This is a genomic window from Ruegeria spongiae, from assembly GCF_023502395.1.
GTDB lineage: Bacteria > Pseudomonadota > Alphaproteobacteria > Rhodobacterales > Rhodobacteraceae > Ruegeria_C > Ruegeria_C spongiae.
In genome coordinates, this window is sequence record NZ_JAMFMB010000025.1 from 25,423 (window position 1) to 49,701 (window position 24,279).

The 24,279-nt window shown below is 60.2% G+C and carries 21 protein-coding genes and 1 pseudogene; 10 read left to right on the forward strand and 12 right to left on the reverse strand.

Going from position 1 to position 24,279, the window contains the following annotated elements; translation table 11 throughout:
- Nucleotides 1-6 precede the first annotated feature (6 nt).
- Nucleotides 7-1,467, forward strand: coding sequence for a mannose-1-phosphate guanylyltransferase/mannose-6-phosphate isomerase (locus tag M3P21_RS17090; RefSeq protein ID WP_249711849.1), 1,461 nt, complete (start codon nt 7-9; stop codon nt 1,465-1,467).
- Nucleotides 1,468-1,556: 89 nt separating this feature from the next.
- On the opposite strand, the gene M3P21_RS17095 is transcribed toward M3P21_RS17090, so the two are convergent.
- From M3P21_RS17095 to M3P21_RS17105, 3 genes are read right to left on the reverse strand one after another with little or no spacing between them, the layout of a single operon-like run.
- A complete protein-coding gene (locus tag M3P21_RS17095; protein ID WP_249711850.1) occupies nt 1,557-2,051 on the reverse strand; it encodes a calcium-binding protein in 495 nt (164 codons plus the stop codon).
- Between the two features lies 1 nt (nt 2,052).
- A complete protein-coding gene (locus M3P21_RS17100; protein WP_249711853.1) occupies nt 2,053-3,789 on the reverse strand; it encodes a calcium-binding protein in 1,737 nt (578 codons plus the stop codon).
- The gene (locus M3P21_RS17105; protein ID WP_249711854.1) at nt 3,786-4,172 is read right to left on the reverse strand and encodes a hypothetical protein; all 387 of its coding nucleotides are present in this window, start codon (nt 4,170-4,172) and stop codon (nt 3,786-3,788) included. Before M3P21_RS17105 ends, M3P21_RS17100 begins: the two co-directional genes overlap by 4 nt.
- Between M3P21_RS17105 and M3P21_RS22685 the strand changes: the two are divergent.
- The 4 genes and pseudogenes from M3P21_RS22685 to M3P21_RS17125 all read left to right on the forward strand — a co-directional run.
- Nucleotides 4,166-4,318: pseudogene (locus M3P21_RS22685) on the forward strand (DUF2793 domain-containing protein); the annotation flags it as partial. The gene M3P21_RS17105 and the pseudogene M3P21_RS22685 sit on opposite strands and share 7 nt — an antisense overlap.
- Nucleotides 4,319-4,351: 33 nt before the next feature.
- Nucleotides 4,352-5,431, forward strand: a complete 1,080-nt coding sequence (locus M3P21_RS17115; RefSeq protein ID WP_249711929.1) for a pyocin knob domain-containing protein — start codon at nt 4,352-4,354, stop codon at nt 5,429-5,431.
- Between the two features lie 12 nt (nt 5,432-5,443).
- On the forward strand, nt 5,444-5,773 hold the full coding sequence (locus M3P21_RS17120; RefSeq protein ID WP_249711856.1) for a hypothetical protein: 330 nt from the start codon (nt 5,444-5,446) through the stop codon (nt 5,771-5,773).
- Nucleotides 5,770-6,210, forward strand: a complete 441-nt coding sequence (locus M3P21_RS17125) for a hypothetical protein (protein ID WP_249711858.1) — start codon at nt 5,770-5,772, stop codon at nt 6,208-6,210. The genes M3P21_RS17120 and M3P21_RS17125 overlap by 4 nt, the downstream gene beginning before the upstream one ends.
- 181 nt (nt 6,211-6,391) lie before the next feature.
- Here the strand turns inward: M3P21_RS17125 and M3P21_RS17130 are convergent, their stop codons facing one another.
- The 6 genes from M3P21_RS17130 to M3P21_RS17155 all read right to left on the reverse strand — a co-directional run bounded on the left by M3P21_RS17130 (nt 6,392) and on the right by M3P21_RS17155 (nt 14,226).
- Nucleotides 6,392-7,261 carry a hypothetical protein gene (locus M3P21_RS17130; RefSeq protein ID WP_249711859.1) on the reverse strand — a complete coding sequence of 290 codons (870 nt, stop codon included), beginning with the start codon at nt 7,259-7,261 and terminating at the stop codon, nt 6,392-6,394.
- Between the two features lie 32 nt (nt 7,262-7,293).
- Nucleotides 7,294-8,172 (reverse strand): sulfotransferase domain-containing protein, encoded by an 879-nt coding sequence (locus M3P21_RS17135; RefSeq protein ID WP_249711861.1) that lies wholly within the window; start codon nt 8,170-8,172, stop codon nt 7,294-7,296.
- Nucleotides 8,173-8,231: 59 nt separating this feature from the next.
- Complete coding sequence (locus tag M3P21_RS17140) at nt 8,232-9,812, reverse strand: glycosyltransferase family 4 protein (RefSeq protein ID WP_249711863.1); 1,581 nt, start codon at nt 9,810-9,812, stop codon at nt 8,232-8,234.
- Complete coding sequence (locus M3P21_RS17145; RefSeq protein WP_249711865.1) at nt 9,812-11,929, reverse strand: hypothetical protein; 2,118 nt, start codon at nt 11,927-11,929, stop codon at nt 9,812-9,814. The genes M3P21_RS17140 and M3P21_RS17145 overlap by 1 nt, the downstream gene beginning before the upstream one ends.
- A gap of 294 nt (nt 11,930-12,223) precedes the next feature.
- The gene (locus tag M3P21_RS17150; RefSeq protein WP_249711867.1) at nt 12,224-12,877 is read right to left on the reverse strand and encodes an ABC transporter ATP-binding protein; all 654 of its coding nucleotides are present in this window, start codon (nt 12,875-12,877) and stop codon (nt 12,224-12,226) included.
- A 23-nt stretch (nt 12,878-12,900) separates the two neighbouring features.
- Nucleotides 12,901-14,226: a KpsE/RkpR family capsule polysaccharide export protein gene (locus tag M3P21_RS17155; RefSeq protein WP_249711868.1), complete on the reverse strand. Its 1,326-nt coding sequence runs from the start codon at nt 14,224-14,226 to the stop codon at nt 12,901-12,903.
- 91 nt (nt 14,227-14,317) lie between these two features.
- Between M3P21_RS17155 and M3P21_RS17160 the strand changes: the two genes are divergently transcribed.
- Nucleotides 14,318-15,139, forward strand: a complete 822-nt coding sequence (locus M3P21_RS17160; protein ID WP_249711870.1) for an ABC transporter permease — start codon at nt 14,318-14,320, stop codon at nt 15,137-15,139.
- On the opposite strand, the gene M3P21_RS17165 is transcribed toward M3P21_RS17160, so the two are convergent.
- The 3 genes from M3P21_RS17165 to M3P21_RS17175 form a co-directional block, all read right to left on the reverse strand.
- Complete coding sequence (locus M3P21_RS17165; protein ID WP_249711872.1) at nt 15,069-16,118, reverse strand: glycosyltransferase; 1,050 nt, start codon at nt 16,116-16,118, stop codon at nt 15,069-15,071. The genes M3P21_RS17160 and M3P21_RS17165 overlap by 71 nt on opposite strands.
- A 199-nt stretch (nt 16,119-16,317) precedes the next feature.
- Nucleotides 16,318-17,376, reverse strand: a complete 1,059-nt coding sequence (locus M3P21_RS17170; RefSeq protein WP_249711874.1) for a ParB/RepB/Spo0J family partition protein — start codon at nt 17,374-17,376, stop codon at nt 16,318-16,320.
- Nucleotides 17,377-17,401: 25 nt separating this feature from the next.
- Nucleotides 17,402-18,790 carry an AAA family ATPase gene (locus M3P21_RS17175; protein WP_249711876.1) on the reverse strand — a complete coding sequence of 463 codons (1,389 nt, stop codon included), beginning with the start codon at nt 18,788-18,790 and terminating at the stop codon, nt 17,402-17,404.
- Nucleotides 18,791-19,215: 425 nt separating this feature from the next.
- Between M3P21_RS17175 and M3P21_RS17180 the strand changes: the two genes are divergently transcribed.
- The 4 genes from M3P21_RS17180 (at nt 19,216) to M3P21_RS17195 (ending at nt 24,245) form a co-directional block, all read left to right on the forward strand.
- Nucleotides 19,216-20,244: a replication initiator protein A gene (locus M3P21_RS17180; RefSeq protein ID WP_249711878.1), complete on the forward strand. Its 1,029-nt coding sequence runs from the start codon at nt 19,216-19,218 to the stop codon at nt 20,242-20,244.
- 124 nt (nt 20,245-20,368) lie between these two features.
- The gene (locus tag M3P21_RS17185) at nt 20,369-21,538 is read left to right on the forward strand and encodes a GSCFA domain-containing protein (RefSeq protein WP_249711880.1); all 1,170 of its coding nucleotides are present in this window, start codon (nt 20,369-20,371) and stop codon (nt 21,536-21,538) included.
- Nucleotides 21,539-21,658: 120 nt separating this feature from the next.
- Nucleotides 21,659-22,558 (forward strand): D-alanine--D-alanine ligase, encoded by a 900-nt coding sequence (locus M3P21_RS17190; RefSeq protein ID WP_283781025.1) that lies wholly within the window; start codon nt 21,659-21,661, stop codon nt 22,556-22,558.
- Between the two features lie 28 nt (nt 22,559-22,586).
- A complete protein-coding gene (locus tag M3P21_RS17195; protein ID WP_249711884.1) occupies nt 22,587-24,245 on the forward strand; it encodes a hypothetical protein in 1,659 nt (552 codons plus the stop codon).
- Nucleotides 24,246-24,279: the final 34 nt, after the last annotated feature.

Genomic DNA, 24,279 nt, shown 5'->3' on the forward strand with positions numbered 1-24,279 from the left:
GAGCCTATGACCGACGATCTGACCCCGGAGATTCATCCCTTGCTACTGTGCGGCGGGTCGGGCACCCGGCTCTGGCCGCTCTCGCGCAAGAGCTATCCCAAGCAATTTGCCCGCCTCACCGGCGAGGAAAGCCTGTTCCAGGCGTCGGCGCGCAGGCTTTCAGGGCCGGGTTTCGCCGCGCCGATGGCAATCACCGGGTCCGATTTCCGCTTCATCGTCACCGAACAACTGGCGGCGGTGGAAATCGCCCCGGCCGCCATTCTGATCGAGCCCGAGGGACGCAACACCGCCCCCGCGATCCTGGCCGCGGCCCTGGCGCTTGAGGCGCGTGCGCCCGGCGCGCTGATGCTGGTGGCCCCCGCCGATCACGTCATCCCAGACGCCGCCCGGTTCCGCGATGTGGTGCAGGCGGCAGCCCCTGCCGCGCACGCCGGTCGCATCGTCACCTTCGGCATCCGCCCCGACCGGGCCGAAACCGGTTACGGCTGGCTGGAACTGACTGACGCGCCGGATGCCGACTTCTCTCCGGTCCCGCAGGACCTCAAGGGTTTTGTCGAAAAACCCGATGACGCGACCGCCCGCGCCATGCTGGAGGGCGGGCAGCATCTGTGGAATGCGGGCATCTTCCTGATGTCCTCCGCCACGCTGATTGCCGCGTTTGAAACCCACGCGCCCGAAATGCTGGCAGGCACACGCGCCGCCGTTGACGGGGCCGAGCGCGATCTGGGCTTCACCCGGCTGGCACCCGATCCCTGGGCGGCGCTGGACGATATCTCGATCGATTATGCGGTGATGGAGAAATCCGACAATCTGACCGTGGTGCCTTATGGCGGGGCCTGGTCCGATCTGGGCGGCTGGGATGCAGTCTGGCGCGACAGCGGGCCGGATACGGCCGGGGTGGTGACCGCCGGGCCGTCCACGGCGCTGGATTGCGAAAACACCCTGCTTAGAGCCGAATCCGAGGCGCAGGAACTGGTCGGGATCGGGCTGAGCGATGTGATCGCCGTGGCCATGCCCGATGCGGTGCTGGTCGCCCATAAGGATCGCGCGCAAGATGTCAAACAGGCGGTCGCAGCCCTCAAGGCCAAAGGCGTGCCCCAGGCCGAGACCCTGCCGCGCGATTACCGCCCCTGGGGCTGGTATGAAAGCCTGGTGGTGGGCGAGCGGTTCCAGGTCAAACGCATCCATGTGACCCCCGGCGCGGCGCTGAGCCTGCAAAGCCACCATCACCGCTCCGAACACTGGATCGTGGTCGAGGGCACCGCAAAGGTCACCGTGGATGAGACTGTGCAACTGGTGACCGAGAACCAATCGGTCTATATCCCGCTGGGCGCGGTGCACCGGATGGAAAACCCCGGCAAGGTGCCGATGGTACTGATCGAGGTGCAGACCGGCGCCTATCTCGGCGAGGATGACATCATCCGCTACGAAGACGTCTATGCACGCGGTCAAGGCGCAAAAGGGTAACCCTGACAGCCAAACCACCATCCCACCTGCAAATCGGCCGGAGGTCAGCGGCCATCCATCCCAGGTTCCTGCGTCACAGTGCAGCTGCTTCAGAAAATGAATATATCTGCCGTCAGATCCATCGACGGCAGGCCGCTGAGAAGCAGCGTATTGCCTGCGTCATCGGTAATCAGCACACCGTCACCAACATCTTGCAGATGATTGTCCCGCAAATCCGCGAAATTCGCGATTCCGGCAGCGCCGATAAGGTCCAGCCTGTCCTCGGCGACGGCAAATGACATCACCGTATCCTGCCCGGACGAAAAGACCAGCACATCTGCTCCGGGTCCAGGATAAAGCAGATCGTTGTCCGTACCCCCATTCAATGTATCCTGGCCGTCCCCTCCAAACAGCTGGTCCAGCCCCCCGTTGCCCTCCAGCATATCGTCGCCGATGCCGCCAAAAACCGTATCATTGTCAGCCCCACCACGAATGAGGTCATGCCCCCCATCTCCGACAAGCCTGTCATGCCCCTCTGAACCGCGCAGCGTATCTTTGCCCGGGCCGCCATGTGCCACGTCATTGCCCTCTCCCGCCAAGATCATGTCATCGCCCCTGCCCCCCCCAGAGCTCGTCCGCGCCCGCACCACCAGAAAGGCTGTCTGCATGGTCTTCGCCCTTCAAGGTATCGCGACCACCCCCTCCTATAAGCGTGTCCCGGCTCGAACCTCCCGAAATCCAATCCTGGCCGTCCCCTCCAAACAGCTGGTCCAGCCCCCCGTTGCCCTCCAGCATATCGTCGCCGATGCCGCCAAAAACCGTATCATTGTCAACCCCACCACGAATGATGTCATGCCCCAATCCCCCCAAAAGACTGTCGGCATGGGCACCGCCCCATAGCGTATCGTTCCCCGAAAAACCCGCCACTGTGTCCCGGCCATCCCCTGAGATGATGAAGTCGCGTCCGGCGCTGCCGGAAATGTTTTCACCGGTTTGGTTTGTAATGCGTGGTTTGACAACAGGGCCGGTCGACGCGCTTCTCACCGTCTCATAGGTGCCAAGCCGGTCCAGATAGGAGACCAGTACCGTGATGCCATGCCCGACATCCGCGTAAATCAGCTTGTAAGCATTTCCCGTCGCCCCGGGGATTTTTTGCCCGTCGCGGTACCATTGATACGTGACACTGGTTACCCCGTCCGCATCATGAAGCGTGCTGATGTCAGCTCTCAGAATCTTCCCTTGGCCGACCCAGCCGTGCCATGACACATCACCGGTCGGGGCAGCATTCACGCCAACACCCTGAAGCGTCAGAAGCGACGCGTCCGGCATGCGCAGAATCCGATCCGCTCCGGACTGGGATGACAGGATCACGGCCCGTTCTGCGGCTGTGAAGACCGAAAAATCCAGGAGGTCCTCAGACGGGTCAAAATCGGTGACTGTGTCGGCCCCCATATTCCACGTCAATGCGAAGACATCCGCACCTGCGCCAAGCGTCACCTCTTCGTTGTCAGCGGTGCTCTTGATCCGGTCTGCGCCGGCACTGCCGGTCTTGACTTTGGTTCTGCCAGGGGTCTGTTCCCCCACAGGATAGTGATCGACATGGGCAAATATCCTACCCGGCCACAATTCAGAAAGGGCGAGCGACCTGCCGCTTGCCGAGGTCACCCGAATGTCGGTATCGGCGTATTGCAACAGCGCCCCGTCGGCCAGCCGTTGGTAGTCGAGTTGCATGGAACTGCGCAGAAAGGGCAGGCTTCCGAGGTCGAGCCGGTCCCTGCCCGGTTCGAAGTCGCGGATATGATGCCCGCTTTCGCCAACGCCGATCACAAAGACATCCCGCCCTGCCCCACCGGTCAGATCACTGCCGCCGGACCCGGCGACCAGGGTATCGTCGCCCCCTGCGCCCCTGATCCAGTCGCGCAGCCCGCCGGGGGAGGCAAGGATCACGTCGTCGCCAGCAGTGCCCGCAAGGATCTGTCCGGCGGGATCGGTATCTCTGATCACCTGCCCCAACGTGTCGAGCGGTACGGTGAATTGTGACAGACCGTCTGCCCCCTCGCTGGCGGCGAAAATCTGCAGCTCGTCACCCACCCGCACAATTTCAAGCGCGGTCACATCTTCGAGCCCCAGCCCAATGCAATGAACCAGGGTCGCGGCGTGGACAAGCCGGCCATTGGGCAGAAGCGAAAACAGGCTGAACCCGTCATCACTCCCGCCGGCAACCACAAAGACATGCCCTCCGGTCTCCAGCATGGCCACCGCCTGAACGCCACCGAAGCGGCTGTGCAGCGTGTCGATCACGTAATCGGTCGCGACCAGTTCGCCGTCCGAACCCAATTTCATGACACTGAGCGAATTGGCAGCCGCATCGCCCACCACCACCCAGCCCCCCCCCCGCTGACCGAGATGGCCGCCATCTCGGTGGGGGTGTTGAGCCCCAGGCCGTCCTGTGCGCCGAGGGTATTGCATACCACCAGCGCTCCGGTGACCGGATCGACGCTGTAGCTGGCCACCTGTCCCGGTGCAGTCCCGCTACCGCCCGCCAGAATGACGAAACTGGTCCCATCCACTGTCACCTGCTGAAGGCTGCTCCCGCCTTTCGTTTCGAACTGGGTGGGGGACGAAATCCGTGAAATCCCATTCCCGTTCTCGACAAAGGCCCCGAGCCGACCCTTTTCGGCATCAAGAACATAATAGGCCAACCTGTCGTCGCTCAGCCGTGCCATGGCCAGCCCGTCCACCGCCCCCGAACCGACCGGCAGGACATGTTGAATACGCCCTGAGTGCAGCCCCCAGTGCTGCCTGGGCCGGGCAAGCAGGTAAGGTTGCGGCCTGGCTGGACGGCGCATGGCATTTCCTCGATCCACGTCCGGGCTGGCGGGTCTGGGATCAGGGTTCGAACCGATTGCGCATATGGAACGGCAGTGGCTGGATCGAGCCCCCTGCAGGGACCCAGAATCTGGATGGGGTCGGAATTGGCGCAGTATCAGACAGCACCAACCGGCTATCACTGCGAAGCCCCGCCAGCCTGTTCAGCCATGACGGCGCCGGACATCAGCTCAAGGTGAACAAGGCGGGTATGTCCGAGACGGCCTCCGTTCTGTTCCAGTCCGACTGGACCGGCCATGCCGAGATGGGACTGGCAGGGGATAGCGCGTTTTCGATCAAGGTCTCGGATGATGGTGCGACATGGAGGACGGCCCTGCGCTTCGATCCCGCCACCGGCCTGCCCCAGGGTACGGCGGTTCAGTCCGGGGCGACGGACGGCACGGGCGGGCGGCTGATGACCACCGGTGCCTTCGGGTTGGGCGGAACTGCCATTCCCCTGACCGCTGCCGACGATCTGAACGCATTGGAGGCAACCGGATTCTACTACAACCCCGCATCCGGCAACGTGACCGGAAACAACTATCCCATCACGTCTGCCGGCGCGCTCCTCAATCTTCGACGATCCGCTACGAACCGGGTGCAGATGTTCACCTCTCATGCCGGGACATCCGGAGCAGAGGGACTGCGCAGCTTCACCCGCAGTTTCGGGACAAATGGCTGGTCCCCCTGGGTCGAAACATTCCATCAGGGCACATTGCTCGGCCCGGTCTCACAGTCCGGCGGCCTTCCAACGGGCCGGGTCATCGAGCGCGGTGGCAACGCCAACGGAGACTATGTACGCTTCGCGGACGGAACGCAGATCTGCACCAACACGATCACTGTCGGATCGATCATCGCAAATGGCGCGGGCACCCATACAGCACCCTATTTCAGCGACCTCAAGAACTGGATCTACCCTGCCTCGTTTGCAGCTGCTCCAGCCTATTCCGTTGCACCGTTTATCAGCGGAACTCTGTTGACCGACCGCATCTTGATCGCGACGGCGGGCAACAACACCACCACTCGACTGCACGGTATCCGCTGCATCCGTGTTGGCGGGTCGGCAAATGATATCAGCCCGAATGTCGTCATGACGGCGATCGGGCGCTGGTTCTGAAGGAGGTCTCCCATGTACATCACATTTACCCCGGTTCGCCGACACGACAGGCTTACCATTGAAAAATCCGGCGATGTCCTGACCATCAATGGCGAGGATTTCGATTTCTCTCCAATCCCCGAGGGCGCGACCTTGCCCCGCACTGCCGTCACCTGCGACTGGCTGGCCTCGGATGTGGAACGACACGACGGCCATATTCATCTGACGCTCTGTTTGCCGCATGGGCCGTCTGCTCCGAGCGAAACCCTGTTTCCCGTACCGGTCCGCATGACGGGAGACGGGCAGGTACCCCTGCCCCCTCACGGCACAACCTCACCTGAAATAGAGGAGGAAAGTGCATGAATATCGACCTGAGCCGGATGCGCGGCCCTGAAGATAAAGCCCGGCTTGCGCTGGACGCCGCCCGCACCACAGCCCATGATCGCCTGCACGCGATCTTGACTGGCTTCACCGACGACCTGACCGGCGCCGTTCCCCTGGCCGAACAACTGTCTTGGAGCCTGAAGGAAAGCGCCGCGCAGGCCGTTCTAGACGACGCCGCCCGCCCGGATCAACTGCAGATGCTGGCGCTGGAAGCGGAGCAGACCGGAGAAGCGGTCGAGGAGCTCTCGGCGCGCATTCTCGGCAACGCCCGGCGCTACCACATGGCGGCCTCGTTCATCGCGGGATTGCGGAGCAAATACAGGGCCGTAATCAACAAGGCTGACACCTGTCCCGAAATCGCTGCGGCGCTGCGGGCATTGCAAACGGATATCGCAGGGTATTGTGCGGAACCGTAGGGAGCAAAACCACTGCGATGCGGCTTTTCTGATCCGCATCGCAGACACTCAACCCTCGGCTGGAAAAGCCCCTTGGCCTTCGAAACTCAAGCTGCGTAAACGAGAACTTGGAACGGCATCAGAATGTGACAGGTCCAGATATCCTTTTTTAACAGCATGTTCTGTGTGCTGGGTTTGGGAGCTACGCCGAGTGCCCCACTGGACGTACCGCATCTGTTGATATTGCTGCCGCCAAGTCTTCGTCATGGAGTTGCGTTATCTCAGCCGGAAGCTCCATCGCTGGCTTGAATTTCCCGAACTCTGAAACGGGGAAGTTGTGCAAGATCGCATTGTTCACGCGCTCGGCTTTGTCCTGTCTCTGAATTTCTTTGTTCATGATTCTCGCAAGTTGAATGGCACGACCGGACAGAGAGGGGTTTTGTACGTCGGTATCAATAGACAGTTTCAATTTCCGGGGAGTAAGCGTGCTGAGAACAGTATTCAGGTAGTCACCCCTCATGGGAACAACTTCGACCTCATTAAAGCGGTCACGGAAAGACTTGACCACTGGGCTCCAAAGCACCCGCGGCAAATCAACTTCGGCCTCAAGCCAGTCCTGGTACGTTCTGAATTCTTTCTGCCTGTGAACGAAGTGCGTATATGTGGAGATGAGAAAGTCACGCTGAGGGCGGACAGTCAGAATTATCTTTGTGGAAGCAGCCCCCGTATAAGTGAGTACTTCCGCCGAAATTTCGCTCCGGTCAATGCCGCCAAAACCATATTTTCTTGACGGCATAAAATCGTGACAAAATGTTTCAGAACTGCAGACAACCGTCTTGTATTTTTTGAAGTACGGCCCGAAGAAGTCAGCCGTTGCCTGCTCAAACCCGGATACGCTACCGGCACGGTACATTTTCATGTACTCACCAAAGTACTGACTCCCGCGAAAATCCTGAGGAAGGATAAGGCCGATCCCGGCCCGACTAAGTGCCTCGCGGTTCGATGAAAGAATATGCTGAATGGTCGATGTCGCCGTTTTTGGTGACCCTGGATGGATAATCAGTCTGGTCATAGGTGCCTCAATTTGGTGAAAGTGTAATATTGTCAGCAGATAGTGTTCCACTTTGAAGCAAACGGGTATCCGAGATCCTCGAGTATCCCGATCTGCTCGATCATTTCAGGTTTGAACTCGTCCAGAAGCCCGTCGGGCATCTCCATCTTCGCACTGACATTTACCGGGTTCGCTGCCGTCGGCTGAAGCTCGATACTGTCGATACCAAGAAAACCGCTTACCCGCTCCATGAAGACCACCGGGTTGGATTTGAGCTCTCCGAAGTCCAGAACAAGCACATCCTCGCGGTCAAATACCTCCAGGAACCGCGTCAGGTATGTGCCGTAACACCCATCCTCATTCAACCTGTCAGCCCGGGCAAATTGGACCAGTTGTTCAGGAGAATAATTTTTCACCTCATCAAAGCAACCAATGTATTCCGCGTGATACTTGATATGAGACCAGAGGCGCTCCACCGGGTCGCGCAAAATATAGATGATCTTCACATTCTCGGAGAGTTCGCGAATGGCATGCACCCCTTCAACGCTGATTTTGCTCGTTGACGGGCTGAAGTCGCAGGCTAATTGTTTCTTGCCCGCCTCCAGAAACAACCTACGGTACCAGGATTGGGTGACAGGGCCTTGCGCAAACATCTGGTACCAATCCAGCTTCTTTTGGAAGCGCCCGAACTCTCGGGAAAATACCGGTTCCGGCAACGGTTTTTCGAAATTTGCGCTGTCTCTTTCGACAAACTCTCTCAGCAGCTTGTACCGCGCAGACGTCCGAAGTCGGTTGAAGTCTCCGAAGCGCGAGAAAAAATAATGCAGCTCCTTTTCAGGCGCCATATAAATCTCCGGCGCCTGCAGCAGTTGTTCATACAGCCAAGTGGTGCCGGATTTGGCCGCCCCGATACACAAACAATATCCACGCATTTTTTATTCCTCCCCACGCAGCAGGCAAACAAAACGCGAAATCATCCGGTCATTGGCCTTCATGATTTCGTCTCCTCGCCTGCATAGTGCTCTATCAGTAGATTGACGTGATCGCGCATGGTCGGGATCTGCAGCGGCTTGTCGAAGAAACGCGCCCGCAACCCGGGATTCTTAACCAGCGGTGTTAGCTTGGACATGAAGTCTGCGATATTTTCGGCCTCAAACACAAAATGCTCCGGTGTGCTAATCGTCTGCTTGGCGCCCACCCTGTCGGACACCAGCGACGGCACGCCGAGCAGCCCCATCTCCACCGTGACCTGATTGAAGGTCTCCCACCAGATCGAAGGCACGATGTTCAGGTCCACCTTCTGCGACAGCGCACTGAGTTGGTTGCGCGCATATCCGGGCAGGATTTGAACCGATCGGAATTTGGTGCGCAACTGCTGCAACTGGCGGTTGAGACGCGGGTCGATGCGGGCAACGACCAGCAAATCGACATTCTCTTTGTAGAATGGATCGTCAATCTGCATCAGCGCGTCGATCAGGAACGGCAGCCCCTTTGAGGGGATGGCATATCCGATAAAGGACAGCGTGATCCCATCGCTTTCAGGCCGTTTGGCGCGCAGGGTGTTACGCTCTTGTGGCGAAACCTCGATATCCATCGGCAGCGGCAAGGTCTCAATGCGGGTCTGTGCAGGCAAAAACCGCAGGGCAGTCTCCCGGCAGAGATCCGATACCGCGAATATCCCGTCCGCATGCCGGTGCAGAGCTTCGCCATTGGCCTCGCGCCATTGGCGATAGGCATCGCCCGAAACGGCTGGGGGCGACAAGGGCATGACATGAAGCGGCGGCGTTTCTGCATCGGGCCGCCAGCTTTGGCGGTGCCCCGGTTCATGCCGGGGCCGCAAATGCCAGTAGCGGAACCTGGTCCGAAGCCCGTGAGCCAAATCGCGCGCCATGTTCCGAGCCGCTCGAATATAGGACCGGGTTCCCGAAAAAACATCGAACAGGAGGCCCCCCACGGGATGGCCAGCCAGACCACGCCCCTTGATGAAACCGCCGATCCGTTCCATCGCGATCAGGTCATGCATGTTGTTTTGATGGCCCAGGCACCCTACGCAGCGCGTGCCGTCATGATAATCGGTGCACAGGCTTTTTTCGTTGTAGAGCAGCTCAATCTGCGGGCAGACCGGCATGTAGTTGTGAAACGTATAGAACAACCGCTTCAGGTTCGGCCCCTTTTCCAGGGACAGGACATTGGCGCTGACGCCCTCCAGGTTATGAATATGGAATGCGTCGAACGGGCCATTCTGATTGATGAAATCCCTGATCAGGTCCGACGTTGTCGTGTCCCGCAGCCATGTCGAAATGGAATAAAATGAGTCATGAGCAGGTGCTTTTATGGGCGAGTTGACCAGGGTGAAGGTCTTGAGGCGTGGATGCTTGTAGGCACTGGCTGTTTGATGGATAGCCGGCCGACGCCGAAACAGGCCGTAGCGCGCGCCAGACGAGAGAAAATACACCTCGACATCGTCACGCTTCAAAAGCTCTTCGATCACGTTGCGCAGATACAATGTCACGCCGCCGCCAGCCATGACCGCGCTATCGAATTGCGCCCAGTTATAAAGGAGAATTTTCATCAGGTTATACGAGCAATATATTTGTTGAAGAAAGGAACAAGCCAGCCAAAACCGCTGGCCTTGAGACTGCCTTGCACCCAGTGATCCTCACTCACGCATGTCCGGATGTCGCAGCGCAGATGCAGTGGCCTGATCGGCAGGATCACGGAATTCTCGCGAACCTCGGTGGCACCGGCGTGGTGCGTTACGCTCTGCATGGAGCGGATCGTGCTACGCCGAGGGCGTGCAAAGCGCGCCGTGAACATCTGAATGATGGACTGATCGATGCAACCGGCGGGCAAAGGAGAACATCGCAACATGCGCTCGAACTCCCCTGCGGCAGCCAAAAGAGTAGTCCGGTCCACGCCGCCATCGCCAGTTGGCGTCGGCAAAGCAAAATACGGGATCAATTCCCCATAGGGTCCCGGAATGAAATCCCGCAGGCTGCCCCGGGTCCGGTCGACCGTAAAAGGCTCTAACCAGGCGAAACTGATGGCCACAGCCCGCTGCAGCTCGTCTTTGCGGCCTATGATCGCCGGTTCGATAATGTTGATACGGGGGTGCAGACGGCTCAGATTGCCCGGCAGGAACCGGTTGGCCGCCAACATCATCAGCGACAGGCGCGATCGCACGGTCTGACCGCTGCGTTCCTGCAGGTTGATATATTCCGACAAAGACTTTACCGCGGTTCCCGAGTAGCCGATATCGACAAGCAATATCTTCTCTTCCCGGTTCAAAAGCCCCATTTCATCGACATAGCATCGAATGCGATCGCGGCGGGCAATCAGGGCCGCATGCAAAGGCTTCATGATGTCAGGGCGCGTTTTCCTGAGAATGTCAAAACCGATATCGGTTTCAGGGTCGTCGCTGGCAAGGCAGTCCTCGACTTCGGCCCGAAGGGCATCCGGCACCCTCAGGTCCTTCACCCCGAGACCGAAGCTTTTCATGATCCCCCGCAACGAGGCCGGATGGCGGGACAGGAATTGCGCATTGTCGCGCAAATAGTTCGCCCAATGCGGCTGATCGATTTCCGGATAGTTCAGAAGCAGACCGACCCGTCGGCTGAAGGCAAGCTCCGCCATCTTGGGAAGGGGCAGTTTGCCACCCGCCCCGCAACCGGCCAGGAACTGTCTGGCAAGCTCGTGAAACAGGGTTCCGTCGCGGGTCAAAAAGAAAACCCGGTCGTAGCCCCCGGCCACCGCCGTCTCCAGGACTTGCCGGGAGAACAGGGAAAAGGTTGCCGCCACCAGCCGGAGCATCCCGTGCCGCGCGCTGTCGATCTTCATCTGGCCAAGCAGCTCGCGTGCCGCACGGGCCTGCAGGTGCGCCCCGAACTGCTCTGATTTCTCGAGCTCCAGCTTGCGGCGTTCGTTTTCGGGGTTGAAGTAATGCAGGGCGTCCCAGCCAAAGGCCCGGGGGCGCTCGACGTCGTTGGTCCAGTTGTCGCCCAGATGGAAACGGCGCTTGTCGCTGAGCCCAAGAGTTTCATCCATATGGGCAAACAACAGGCCGCTGTGTTTCGTGACGCCGACACTGGCGGACACGAAGACATGGTCGAAAAGATCCCAAAGGCCGAGATCGATCAGAAGCCGGCGCAACAGATCTTCGGACAGGTACATGTCCGACGCCAGGATCAGCGTCTTGCCCTGGTTCCGCAGCATCACCAGAAAATCGCGCATCTCCGGGTCGACCACAAGTACCTGGCGCTCGGTTTCAATCTCGTAATCCAGCAGAGCCTGCACCGCGCGTGCACGCCGATCCGGGCGACGGATGTAGGGCGCAAGCGCCCCGTCAAAGACATCTCGCAGGTCGACCTCGTTGCGCGGCGTCGGGGCCTGCGCCATGCCGCGCTGCTTGACCATCTGCTGAAAACGGCCGCGCGCATGCAGCAGCAGCTCGCGCGGAAGCGGGCCATCATCCCCACTGAGAAAGCGATCGGCGAATTCAGACGTTTTACGGTGGACATCGGCAAGCGCAACGGTCCGCCACACCAGAGTGTCGAACAGATCGAAACTGACGACCTCATACGACATCAGAAGCGTATTCAGTTCACGCGGCGCCGAAAAATTGTTGTCATCGGACTGGATCAGGGCTGTCTGGCGACGGGCGACGGTTCGCGCAGCACGTTCCGGTGCCACAATGCTTGCCCATCGCTGTAGGTGTCTCGCGGGCAAAGTGATCCCAAGCTCCTGCAAAATTCCTGTCAGGCTGAATCTCGACGACTACAGCTTCACCACAGGTTTCATAGATTTATCGGAAACGGTGTTCAAGACCTCATGATAGACCCTTTCGCCAGCATTCCGTCCAGATACAGGCAATGGTCGGGCAGGAGACCAGCGGGTGGCGAAATTCTGCGCAGCTCGCCCTCACCGCAGCTGTCCCTGATCGCCCAGCCCGGCGCAGCGGACGGACATTGCGGCCACTATTTCCTCCTATTGCATCAGCCAGAGATGGCGGTCGATCGCCTCTTCCAGATCATCGAAATAGGTCAGGTGACCATCCGCAAGAACGATCCCGGCATCGCAGAAGGCGCGCAGCTCGCCCATCGAATGGCTGACCATGATTGCCCCCGAATTCTGCATCCGTTCGGCGAACACCGCCCGGCTCTTGCGCTTGAAGGCGGCGTCTCCCACGGCTGTCACCTCGTCCACCAGATAGGTGTCGAACGGAATCCCCATGGACGCCCCGAAGGTCAGCCGCGAGCGCATGCCCTGCGAATAGCTGCGCACCGGCATGTGAAAATGCTTGCCCAGTTCGGAAAAATCCTGAACGAAAGCAAGAAGTTCATGGGTATCAACCCCGTAAATCCGGGCCAGAAAGCGCACGTTTTGCGCCCCGGTCATTTCACCATGGAACGACCCGCCGAAGCCCACGGGCCATGACAGCGTACCGGTACTGATCACCTGACCGCTGTCGGGGCGCATGTTGCCCGCCACAATCTGCAGCAACGTGCTTTTGCCCGCGCCGTTGCGCCCCAGAAGCGCCAGCGACTTGCCTGCGGGCAAGGTCAGCGTCAGATCGTCGATGACGATCCGGCGTTCGTTCTGAACCCAGAACCCCTTGGTCAAATGCTCAAAACGGATCATCGTCTGGTGCTCACATTCCGGGGCTAGCCACGATCACGGATGCTGTAATAGATCAGGGCCAGGATCGACCAGAACAAAAGCAGCAGCAGCGCGGCCAGGCCAGTCAGGACGAAGCGTTGCGGAAATTCGGAATCCTCGGCCAGGGTCGGCCGGATATAGGTGGCCAGATACCGGCTTTTTCGCGCCGCGTTGTCACGGGCCAGATCCAGTGCCGCCAGCGCAACGCGATAGGTTTCCTCGGCAAATTCCCGGTCCACGCTGAGGCTTTCATATTCCGCGATCAGCGAGGGATAGTCCTCGCCCACCGCACCGGTTTCGGTACTGTCCGAGGCAAAGGTCTGCCGTTCGATGGCGATACGCTCGCGGATCACCGCGATCCGCCGTTCGGCGGTGGTGACACGTGGATCGCTGGAGCTGACCGTTTCGCGCAACAGATCATATTCGATCAGGGATTCGGCCAATTGCTGCTGCAGGTTCGCCATCACGCCCAGCCGACTTTGGATATCGGCAGCGGGATCGACGATCTGCGTGCGGGTGCGGAACTGGGTCAGCGCCTCACGCGCCGATTTCAGGCGCTCCTCCGCCTCGGCCACATCTTCCATGGCATAACCCATCGCATCCGCGCGCGCCTGGGTGCTGAGATCGTTGACCAGAGACTGACTGAGATCGACGATTTCCTGGGCAATCCGCTGTGCCGTTTCCCGGTCAAAGGCCAGAACCCGCACCTCGACAAGCCCGCTGGACTGATCGTAGGAGATCCGCACCATCCGCTGCCAGTACCGGATCAGATCCTCAAGCGAGGCATCCGGCCGGATCGAGAACAGGAAGTCCTGCGGCCAGTATTGTCCGTAATGCGCCCGCAGATCGACGCGGCGGTCGATTTCGCGCACCAGATCCTGACTCTGGATGTATTCATAAAGGATGTCGCCATCCGAGGCGACGCTGCCGCCGGTCAGTTGCACCAACCCGCCCAGCATATCCGTTGCCGGGCTCGCCTCTTCCGAACGGACGGTAAACCCGGCGGTAGAGCTGTATTGATCCTCGGCCACATTCCAGAGATAGAAGATCAGCACCGCAAGGGGCACCAACACCATCAGCACGAAACTAAGAATCACCCCGCGATGCCGGGAGCGCATCTGGGCCGGGGCGGCCACAGGGTGCATCACGGCGGGGCCTGCACCGGGTCGTGGGTCTTTTTTCGGCCCGCCCGATCCGGGCTTGGGGCCACCACGTCCCCCCTGCCCTGCGCCTTTTTCCGCGCGCGCGCCGACATCAGGTTTACCCTGTTTTCCGGCTGCTCCGGATGGCTGCGCGCCACCTTCCGGAAAGGGTTTGATCCTGTCCGTCATAAATGCCTGCCTCGGCATGAAGCCGTTTGTATTCCGTGTTGCGTTTTTGCATATTCACCCGACCTTTACCAGCACAAGGCACCCCTCTTCGATGTCCGCAGCCCCGAACCTTCCGTCGTCGAATCCCAGGGCCAACGGGCGCAGAACCCGCCGGTTCGCGGCCGGGCGCACAGTTCTGGCGCTGATGCTGCGCGAGATGTCGACCCGCTACGGACGCTCGCCGGGCGGCTATGTCTGGGCGGTTCTTGAACCGCTGGGTGCCATCATCCTTCTGGGGTTCGGCTTTTCGCTGTTGTTGCGCAACCCATCTCTGGGCAACAGCTTTATTCTGTTCTACGCAACCGGTTTTCTGCCGTTTTCCCTGTATCAGAACTTGTCCACCACGGTTGCCCGGTCGATCAATTTCTCCAAACCTCTGCTGCGCTACCCGGCGGTGACCTGGGCCGACGCGATCCTCGCCCGGCTGCTGCTGAACAGCCTGACCGGCATCTTGGTCACCTATATCGTGCTGACCGGCATCCTGTTTCTGAACGACACCCGAACCGTGGTCGAATACGGGCCATTGATTGAAACCCTGTTCCTGACCATTCTTTTGGGTTTTGGGATTGGGGTCCTGAACTGCGCCCTGTTTGGACTGATCACGATCTGGGATACAGTTTGGTCGATCATCACCCGGCCATTGTTTCTGGCCTCGGGCATTTTCTTCACCTATGAGGACATGCCGCCTACGGTGCAGGATATCCTCTGGTACAATCCGCTTTTGCACCTCACCGGGCTTATGCGCGAAGGATTTTATCCGATGTACGCCCCGCAATATATCAGCGTGACCTACGTGACGATTTTCAGTCTTGTTTCACTGTTTTTCGGGCTTCTGCTGCTGCACCGCTTTCACCGGGATATTCTGAATCGCTGAAAGAGGGCGTTTCGGCCCAGGCCAGCACCTGCGCATGGGAGACATCCACACGCCCTCGCAACCCATCCAGGATCGCCCGTCCCATCAGACGCAGAAAAGCGCGGCGCTGGCCGCCATGGTAACGGGCCTTGAGCAGCCATTTGGGCAGGATCGCCAGGCAGGCCGGAGCAAACAGCCACCCCGCAGCCAGTCGGTACAGCAACAACAGGTTGCGGTGGTGGTAATAAACCTTCCAGAGCGGGTTGAACCGCTGACCCTTGGCCAGCCCACTGCCTGCGAACGTGGTAAAATCATGCTCGAACCGGATCTGCGGCGCAAAGGCTATACGCCCTCCCGCCTTGCTTAACCCCAGCGTATAGATCCCGTCATCGCCATAGATGAACAGGCGCCCATCGGGATAGCCGACCCGGGCAATGGCCGCGCGCGAGACGAAGAACCCCACAAAAGAGGTCACGTCGATCGGGCGCAGGTCGCCCTCATAGGCGGAATGCGGGATATGAAACCCGTTGCGGCCGCGCCGGGCAGCACCGAGAAACTCACGCCAGTGCCAGAACGGATTGCGCGAAGGGCGGTTCATCTCGCAGATTTCACCACTGGGAAAATAGACCGCCGCAGCCAGAGCATCCCATCTACTCAGGTCCAGCCTGTGAAACGTGGTCAATGCATCGGGTTCGGGGCGTCCATCATCATCCGTGATCATCAGCCAGTCGGGATCATAACGTTCCATCGCATGGCGCATGCCCCACTCGAACCCTCCGGCGCCGCCTCGGTTGATCTGGCTGCGCAACACGTCAAGCCGCGGATCGGTCTGCCCGTCCAACCATGCCATGGTGCCATCAGTTGAGGCATTGTCGACCACCACCAGCGCGCTCAACGCATCCACGTCGGAGGCAAGCAGGCGGGCAAGAGTGACTTTCAGCTTGTCCAGCCGATTATAGGTCACCACCAACGCCACTAGCTGGCGTGGGGCGCCTTGCATTTGAACAGCTTCAGTGGTCACGAAGTGGAAAACCCTTTATTGCTTTTGCCTCTGAACTCACAAAGCCGTCAAGATGTCAAACGCTTCCCGCCATCTGGCGGACGCCTGGCCAAGAAAGGTGGATTCATCTCCGGCAACACGATGGGGCAGGGGCTTGATCAACCGTCAATGTTTCGCACGCGAAACGTTTTGGCAACCATCAGCGGGATTGCAGCCAGCCTTGCAACGCATCCGCAAGCGCCTCTGAAACGTCGTCACCCACTAACTCTATGCGACTCTGATTCGGGGAAAATCGCATCTCCAACCCTTCCGACACCTGCGTCACGATGTGTTCTCCTCCAGCGATGCGCACGCGCGGGCGAGTGGGCGGGGTCGAAGGCTCCGGCGCTGCCTGAGGGGCAGGGGAGGGCTGCCGCTCGGCCACCGCATCCGCCAATATCCGCATCTCGGCACCGGCGCTGTCGCGCGGAGTGTTGCGCAACTGTTCCTTCAGCACGTCCCCAAAGCCGGGATCGCGCACCAGTTCCCGCGCCAGGGCCAGCCCCAGCTTCTCGCTAATCGCCGAAGGGAAATAGAGGCTGTCGTCAAAGGCATCAACCAGCGTGATGAACGTCCCGATCTTCGACCGCTTCGACCGTGCCGCATTGGCGTAAAGCCCCTGCAGAGCCAAGCGCTGGTTGGGATAGACCCCCTCTTTCATGGCGCGCACCGCGATGCGGGCGCGTTCGTAATGGCTGAGGTTCACCCGGATCTCGTTTTCCTCGACCATCGCCACATAGGAGGCCTGCGCGCTCTCAGGCCGGATCACCATCGCCCGCACGGTGGCAAATTTCGGATCGGATGTTTCGCGATAGAGCCTGCGCAGTGCCGTCAGACGGCGCCAACCCGAGATCAGACCATGGGTGCGCCCGCCAAGGGGTTCAGGCAGCAACACCACCTCGATGGGCATCTGTTGACCGCGCGCGCGCAGGCTGTCGGTCAGCGCTTTCATCTCCTCCTCGTCCTGCACCAGACGGTCGCGCACCAGGTGACGCTCATCTATCACCTCAAGCGGCAACAGCTCGATCATCCGCCCCTCGGAGCGGGCCTCCTGCAGAACCTGGGTCACCTCTTCCAGCGCTGCCGTGGCCGAGGCCTCGCCCGCCACCTGCGCAATCGGGGCCGTCGACACCGCGGGCATCATCTTGGTCTCGGGCGCTGCCATGGGCGTGCCCAGATAGCCGGGTTGTGCCGGGGTCAGCCGCTTGCGTTTTGCCATTATGAAATCCCCTTGTTAGAGCCTGTTATTCTGCCGCCTGCTGCGCATCCAACTCACCGCGCCGCCACACGCCCAGCAACAGCCGTTTGAAGGCGGCATAGGTGGCATCAAAAGTCTCGCGCCCGCGCGCGTAAGTCTCGCGGTTGAAATCGCGGTAATCGGCCTCATAGATGCCGTTCACCTGTTCACCCGCCTGACCGATCAGCGCGGTGAAATCCTGTTTGTGCGGGCTCATGACCTTGCCCAGATAGGCCTGCATCAAGCCCGACAGCTCGCCCTGCTGGGCGCCGTCATAGCGGGTGATCACAGCCCGCACCGCATCCCATTCAAAGCCGATCTCGGGACGGCCCAGGGCGCGGGCGGCAACATTTTCGCCCTCTTCGATGCTGGCAAAAGTGGAATGCAGCATGTCAAAGAACCGACCCGTAGAATCGAACTCCAAGAAAGACGCCCCCAAGGGCACCAGCAGGATATCCGCCGCCGCCAGCCCGTTGATGGTCAGATAGCCGAGGGCAGGGGGGGTATCGATGAACACCAGATCATAATCGTTCAGCACCCCATCCGCCTCAAGCCGGTCGGTGAGCGCATCCCACAGCTTCCAGCCGCGCGCCTGCATGCGCCAGACGGGCACCTGAAACTCGGCCCAATAGAGGTTCAGTTGCGCGCCGATGAGATCAATGTTGGGCCAGTGGGTGCTCTGGATCAGATCCTGCGCGGTGACATCCATCGCCGCCGTCAAAGCCTCGTCCAGCGGCTGGGGCGGGTCGCCCCGGTCAAGGCGGCGCTGGTTCTCGGTGCGCAGATATTCTCCGTAATGGCGCGCCAGAAGCGGGAAGGCGGTCTGCCATTCATCCTCGACCACACCACCAAAGATCGAAGTCATTGATCCCTGGCTGTCCAGATCGATCACCAGCACCCGGTAGCCGTCCAGCGCCGCTGACATGGCCAGATGCGCCGCGGTGGAGGTCTTGCCCACGCCGCCCTTGAAATTGGCCACGGCCACCATCTTGGCGGGCTGACCGGCGGGACGGTAGGGCAGGTAGTTCTTGGCTTTTGAACCTTGCGCCCCAAAGAAGGCCCGCAGCCGCAGAACCTCGTCGAGGGTGAACCATTTGGCGCCGCCCTCGGTCTCGCTCCGGCCTTGCGGCAGATCGGGGTTCTGTTTCAGCACGCGGCGGAAATGGGCCTGGGCGACCGGGATCAGATAGCGGGTGATTTCCCATGTCGAAAACAAACGCAGGTCCTTGCGCCCGGCCTCGTTGAGGCCCCGGCTGGCCAGATCGGCGCGACCCTGGGCACAGGCGCGGGCGATCTCGGCAAAGCCGCCTGTCTCTGTGGGTAAGTCCAGTTCGGCCAGCGCGGCGTCGGGGTCGATGTTGAAATAGGGGGGAAGGAACGTGTTGTCCTTGGCCATGGGTTTTCTGCTCGATGTGTTGTGTTTTCTGCATGATACCGAAAAAGGCGGCACATGGAAGGAAAACCATCACAAGCGGCGATTTTTCTCAGGAAAAGAAGGGGATGCTGATGCGTTTATAGCGCAGATTCCAAAGGGTTTTGTTTTTTTTAGAGTGTTAGATTCGTGTTATTTAATGTTACGCGCTCAGACTCACATGTATTTTCTCTTTTAATTCAGATAGGTAAGCATCGTTTCGAGAGGCTATCCGACTCTGAAACCCCGATAAAGTGACTCCGAACCCCCGAGCAGGCGATTCCGAACCCCCGTTGCGAGGTCCTGTGGATAACTCTAGGCTCGGTGTCACTAAAACCACGAAAGATTCCCGGACCGGAAAACCGGCTGGAGACAGGCCCCGACAAGAGGGCCGCGATATTGAGGCGACGATGAGCAGGTCAGCAACAGGCGGGGCAGGGGGGTTACTCCCTGACCGGACACGGCAGGGCGATTTCTTTCTCTGCGACATTTTCGATGCGATCCCCAAGGACGATATCGCCAGCATGGAACATCCGCTGTTCTCGCTGGCGACACGGCCCGACCGGCGGATCCTGAACTATGCCCATAACGGGACCGAGATCACAGTGACCCCCTCCGTCAAGGGGCTGGCCACGATCCATGACAAGGACATCCTGATCTTCTGCATCAGCCAGCTGATGGGGGCGCTCAACGCGGGCCGCGCGGTCAGCCGGACGGTGCATCTGAAGGCGCATGATCTGCTGATGGCGACCAATCGCGAAACCTCCGGCGATGCCTACCGGCGGCTGCGCGAGGCCTTCGAGCGGCTGGCCGGTACCCGCATCACCACCAATATCGTCACCGGCGAGCAGGAGGTCACCACCGGCTTCGGCCTGATCGAGCGCTGGGAGATCGTGCGAAAGACACGCGGCGGGCGGATGGTCAGCGTGGCGGTGACACTCAGTGACTGGCTCTACCGTGCGGTGCTCAGCAAATCGGTGCTGACGCTCAGCCGCGATTACTTCCGCCTGCGCAAACCGCTGGAGCGGCGAATCTATGAGCTGGCGCGCAAACATTGCGGACGCCAACCGGCCTGGACCGTCTCGGTGGACACGCTGCTGAAGAAATCCGGCTCCGCCTCGCCGCGCCGGGTCTTCCGCAAGATGCTGCGCGACATGATCGAAGCCGACCACCTGCCCGATTACGAGATCCGCGAAGAGCCGGGCGACCTGATGCGCTTTGCCCCGCGCGGCGGGCTGATCGAGCCGCAAGCCCGCCCGCCGGTTCTGTCCGAGGACACCTATGCCCAGGCGCGCGCGCTGATGCCGGGGGCGGATGTCTACGCGCTTGAGGCGGACTGGCGCGGCGTCTGGGTGCGCTCGGGCGCGCCGCGGCTGCGCAAACCGGACGCAGCCTTTCTGGGCTGGGTGAAGAAGCGGGCAGGGGGTGCGCGCAGTTGAAACCGCCCGGGCCTGCGGCTAGGCTTCGCGGCAACCCGAAGCGGTGTGCGGCGACCCGGTTGCGATCGGACGCGGCGGCCAGAAACAGCGTCAGGCAAGACGCGCAGGAAGGGAAGGGCAGGCAATGAGCACGCGCAGGGCATCCGCTCTCAAGTTTCAGGTGACCACCAAGGATTCTGCGGAATTCCGCACCTGGTTCCGCGGCGAATACACCAATGGCAACCCGCATCTGGCGCATCTTCTGAGCGAGGATGCGATGGATAAATACGTGCTGCATGGCTGGACCCCCGAGGCCCCCATCATCACGCCCGACACCCAGATCACCGCCTTCGGCAGTTGCTTTGCCGCCAATATCTCGAACTATCTTTCGCAGCGGAATTACAATGTCCTCAACAAGGACAAGAACGCCAAGCGCGCTTATGTGGTGGGCTGCGGCGAGGGGATGGTCAATTCCTTCGTGATCCGCCAGCAGTTTGAATGGGCCTGGGAGGGCAAGGTCTTCGACCAGCCGCTCTGGCATGGCTACAAGGCCGAGGAATACGGCTATGACGACGAGGTGCAGGCCACCACCAAAGAGATCTTCGACAACACCGATGTCTTCATCCTGACCTTCGGCCTCTCCGAGATCTGGTATGACGAGCCCACCGGCAACGTGTTCTGGCGCACCATCCCCAAGGAAAGCTATGACCCCGAGCGCCACAAGTTCCGCGTCAGCACCGTCGAAGAGAACAAGGACAATCTGCGCGCCATCTACGATCTGATCCGCAAGCACCGCCCGGATGCCAGGATCATCTACACGCTGTCGCCGATCCCGCTGCTGGCCACCTTCCGCAACAATTCCTGCATCACCTCGAATTCCGTCTCCAAAAGCGTGCTTCGGGTGGCCATCGACGAGGTGATCCGCGAAAAGCAGGACGAGGGCGTGCTGCATTACTGGCCCTCCTACGAGATCATCACCGATGTGTTCCGCCAGCCCTACAAGCCCGACCGTCGCCACCCTTACGAAGAGGTGCTGGATTACATCATGATGCTGTTCGAGAAGACGTGGTGCATCCCCCATGACAACGACGCGGCGGACCGTCCCGATATCAAGGTGGGCTTTGCCAGGGCGCTGGTGGCGTCGCGGCTGGTGCCCGGCGTGATCACCCGGGTCATCGCCAAGGACAACGACTACGCCATCAACCGGCTGCTGGCGCGCGATCAGATCATGGACGAGCCTAAATCGGAACGGTCGATACGGCGGTTCCTGAAGAGTTTCCTGAAAGATGCAGAGGCCGGGTCGCCAGAAAAGTAGGTCAAATTGCGGCGCAAATGTCGTATGGCCCGAACAGGATAATGTTCACAAATCCACCCCGCCACCCGCACTGCTTACATTCGGGACCGGGTGAGCGAGCAAATAAACAGGCAGGTTTCAATGCGGATAGCAATTTTGACTGGAGGCCCCTCCTCTGAACGCGAGATGTCTTTCGCGACAGGGCGCGAGGTTGCCTGGGCGATGGAACAACTTGGCTACGGGTTTGTCGAGCTCGATATCGCGCAGCCTTTCTACAACGACCTGCTGGAATTTGCGCCGGACGTCGCCTTTATGGGCCTGCTTGGTGGCACCGGTGAGAACGGCTCGATTCAGGGCATGATGGAAGTCATGCAGATCCCGTACACCCATTCCGGCGTTGCCGCGTCAGCGACCGCCATGAACAAGGAAATGAGCAAGGCGATCTTTCGCGATGCGGGCTTGCCGGTCCCCAAGGGCGGGTTGATGCAGAAAGACGAGATTCAGAAAAGCCACGCCATGGACGCGCCTTATATCGTCAAACCCAACGATGACGGGTCCAGCCTTGGCGGCTTGTTCATGGTCGATGACCTGACGGGGCCGACCCCGGATCTGAGCGGGACATCGCGCGATGTGTGGCTGGTCGAAGAATATATTCCCGGACGCGAACTGACCGTTGGCGTGATGGGCGACAAGGCGCTTGCGGTCCATCAATTCGATATCGACGGATTGTATGACTATGACCAGAAGTACCATCACCTGGACAGCAATCACATTCTGCCAGCCCCGGTTCCGCCTGAGATCGAGCACCGCCTGCTTGATCTGGCCGAACAGGCGCACCGGGTTTTGGGGTGCCGCGGGTTGAGCCGGACGGATTTTCGCTGGGACGAGAGCAAGGGCGTAGACGGTGTCTGCATCCTCGAACTCAATACCTTGCCTGGTTTGCGGCGAAATTCGAATGCCGGAGAACAGGCCGCCTATAGGGGCTACAGCTTTCCGCAGCTATGCGACTGGCTCATTCAGGATGCGTCACTGAACCGCTGACCTCGGCAGAGAGAAGGAAATTATTCTGATGGCAACCGAAGCTGTCCGTCTGTGCACGACGCATGACCTGCCGTTCAATCGGCTGTTTCGCTATCAATACGTCCTCGCCAGAACCGACCTGGCCCTGCCGGGGTTCTCAGCGGTTCAAATGGGTGGGTTTGTTCTGCAGACCGGGCAGGATCTGCCCTGTCACACGCTGGTGGACATGCAGGGACGGAGCATCGGCTATGTCTTCGGACAGGCCGTCACCCATGCCGGGGTTCCCTTTGCGCAGGCTGTGGCGCAGCTCATAGATGCGCAGGCCGAAGATGCGCGGGACCGGTTCGAGGACCTGATCGTCCATACGGTCGGCCGGTTTGGCATTCTCGCGGATCTCGGCGGTGGCCCCGGCCTCTATCAGGATGCCAGCGGTGTCATCGGGGCGGTGGAGAACGCGGACCTTGGGCGGATCGCGTCGTCTTTGAACCTGTGTCTGGATCGTCCGGTCGAAAAATCACCGCTGTTCGTCGATGCCGACACCGATACCCGCCATTGTGTCTGCGGGTTGTCTTTCACCGAAGATGCCGCGGTTGCCCGCATCAACCCCTCCTACCGGTTCGACCTGACCGCGTGGCAGGGGGACCGGTTCTGGCCCCGCGAGGGTGATCTGTTTGAACATCCCGCCGAAAATTATGCGCAAGCGCTCGATGAGATCATCGACTCTGTGCGTGCCGTCACCAGACGCATGACCATGGACCATCCCGTGGTCCTGAGCCTGAGCGGAGGGTATGACAGCCGGGCCATCTATGCGATCTCGGATCTGGAGACCCGCGGAAGGTTCGCGCAGATATTCGCGGCCGTTCACAACAGGATTGGGTGGTATGATGCGATGGTCGCATCCTCCGTATGCGGTCTGGATGGGTTGGGTCTGGAAATACATCAGACCGCGCGCCCCAGACGGTTCTCAACCGCCGAACAACTGGACAAGGACACCATTTCCTTTTCGGTTGCCAGCGGCAAAACCGGTATCCCCCCCATTGAAACGCAACTGGGGAGCTGGGCCAAGATTCGCGACAACGGGATCGTCATGCGGGGCCAGCAGATCCCGATCCTCAAGGCGCTCTTTGTCCGGGAGCGCGACCCGAAAGCCTGGACGCCGGAGTTTCTGGTCGGCCGGGTCGCGACCTTGCTCAGATGTGGCGCCGCGCCGGAGGACACCAGGCAGGCGGTCGCCCGCGCCACCCTGGATCTGCAGGCGGGTTTTCCGACCGCCGCGCGCGCCAGAATTGTCGACCTGCTGCTGATGGAGGCCATCAACGGGCCGGAACTGACCGAGATGTTCACCGGGTTTTCGCATGCCTTTTATACCTCGCCGTTCAACAGCCGTCGTCTGATTCAATTATTTGCCGGGTTCGACACGTCTCATCGCGCCAACCTGTCCACCTTTCACCATCTTCTGATGCGGGCCGACGCACGCACCTGCGGGATCGCGACCGCAGGGCAGGTCAAGCAGGTCAAGGGATGGGAAGAGGACGGCGGGATTGTCCACAGGTACAACCTGATAAACCAGTATTCCGAGTCCTATGCCGAACGTGTCGGAGAACCGGCACCCCCGGTTCAGCTCCGCCGCTTCAGCACTTTCGGGGCGGTTGGTGTGGAACGGCCCAGGAATATACTCAGGCTTGCGATGGCCGCTCGCCGCGCCTGATCTGATAACACCACTGCGGCAGCCTGTGCCGTTA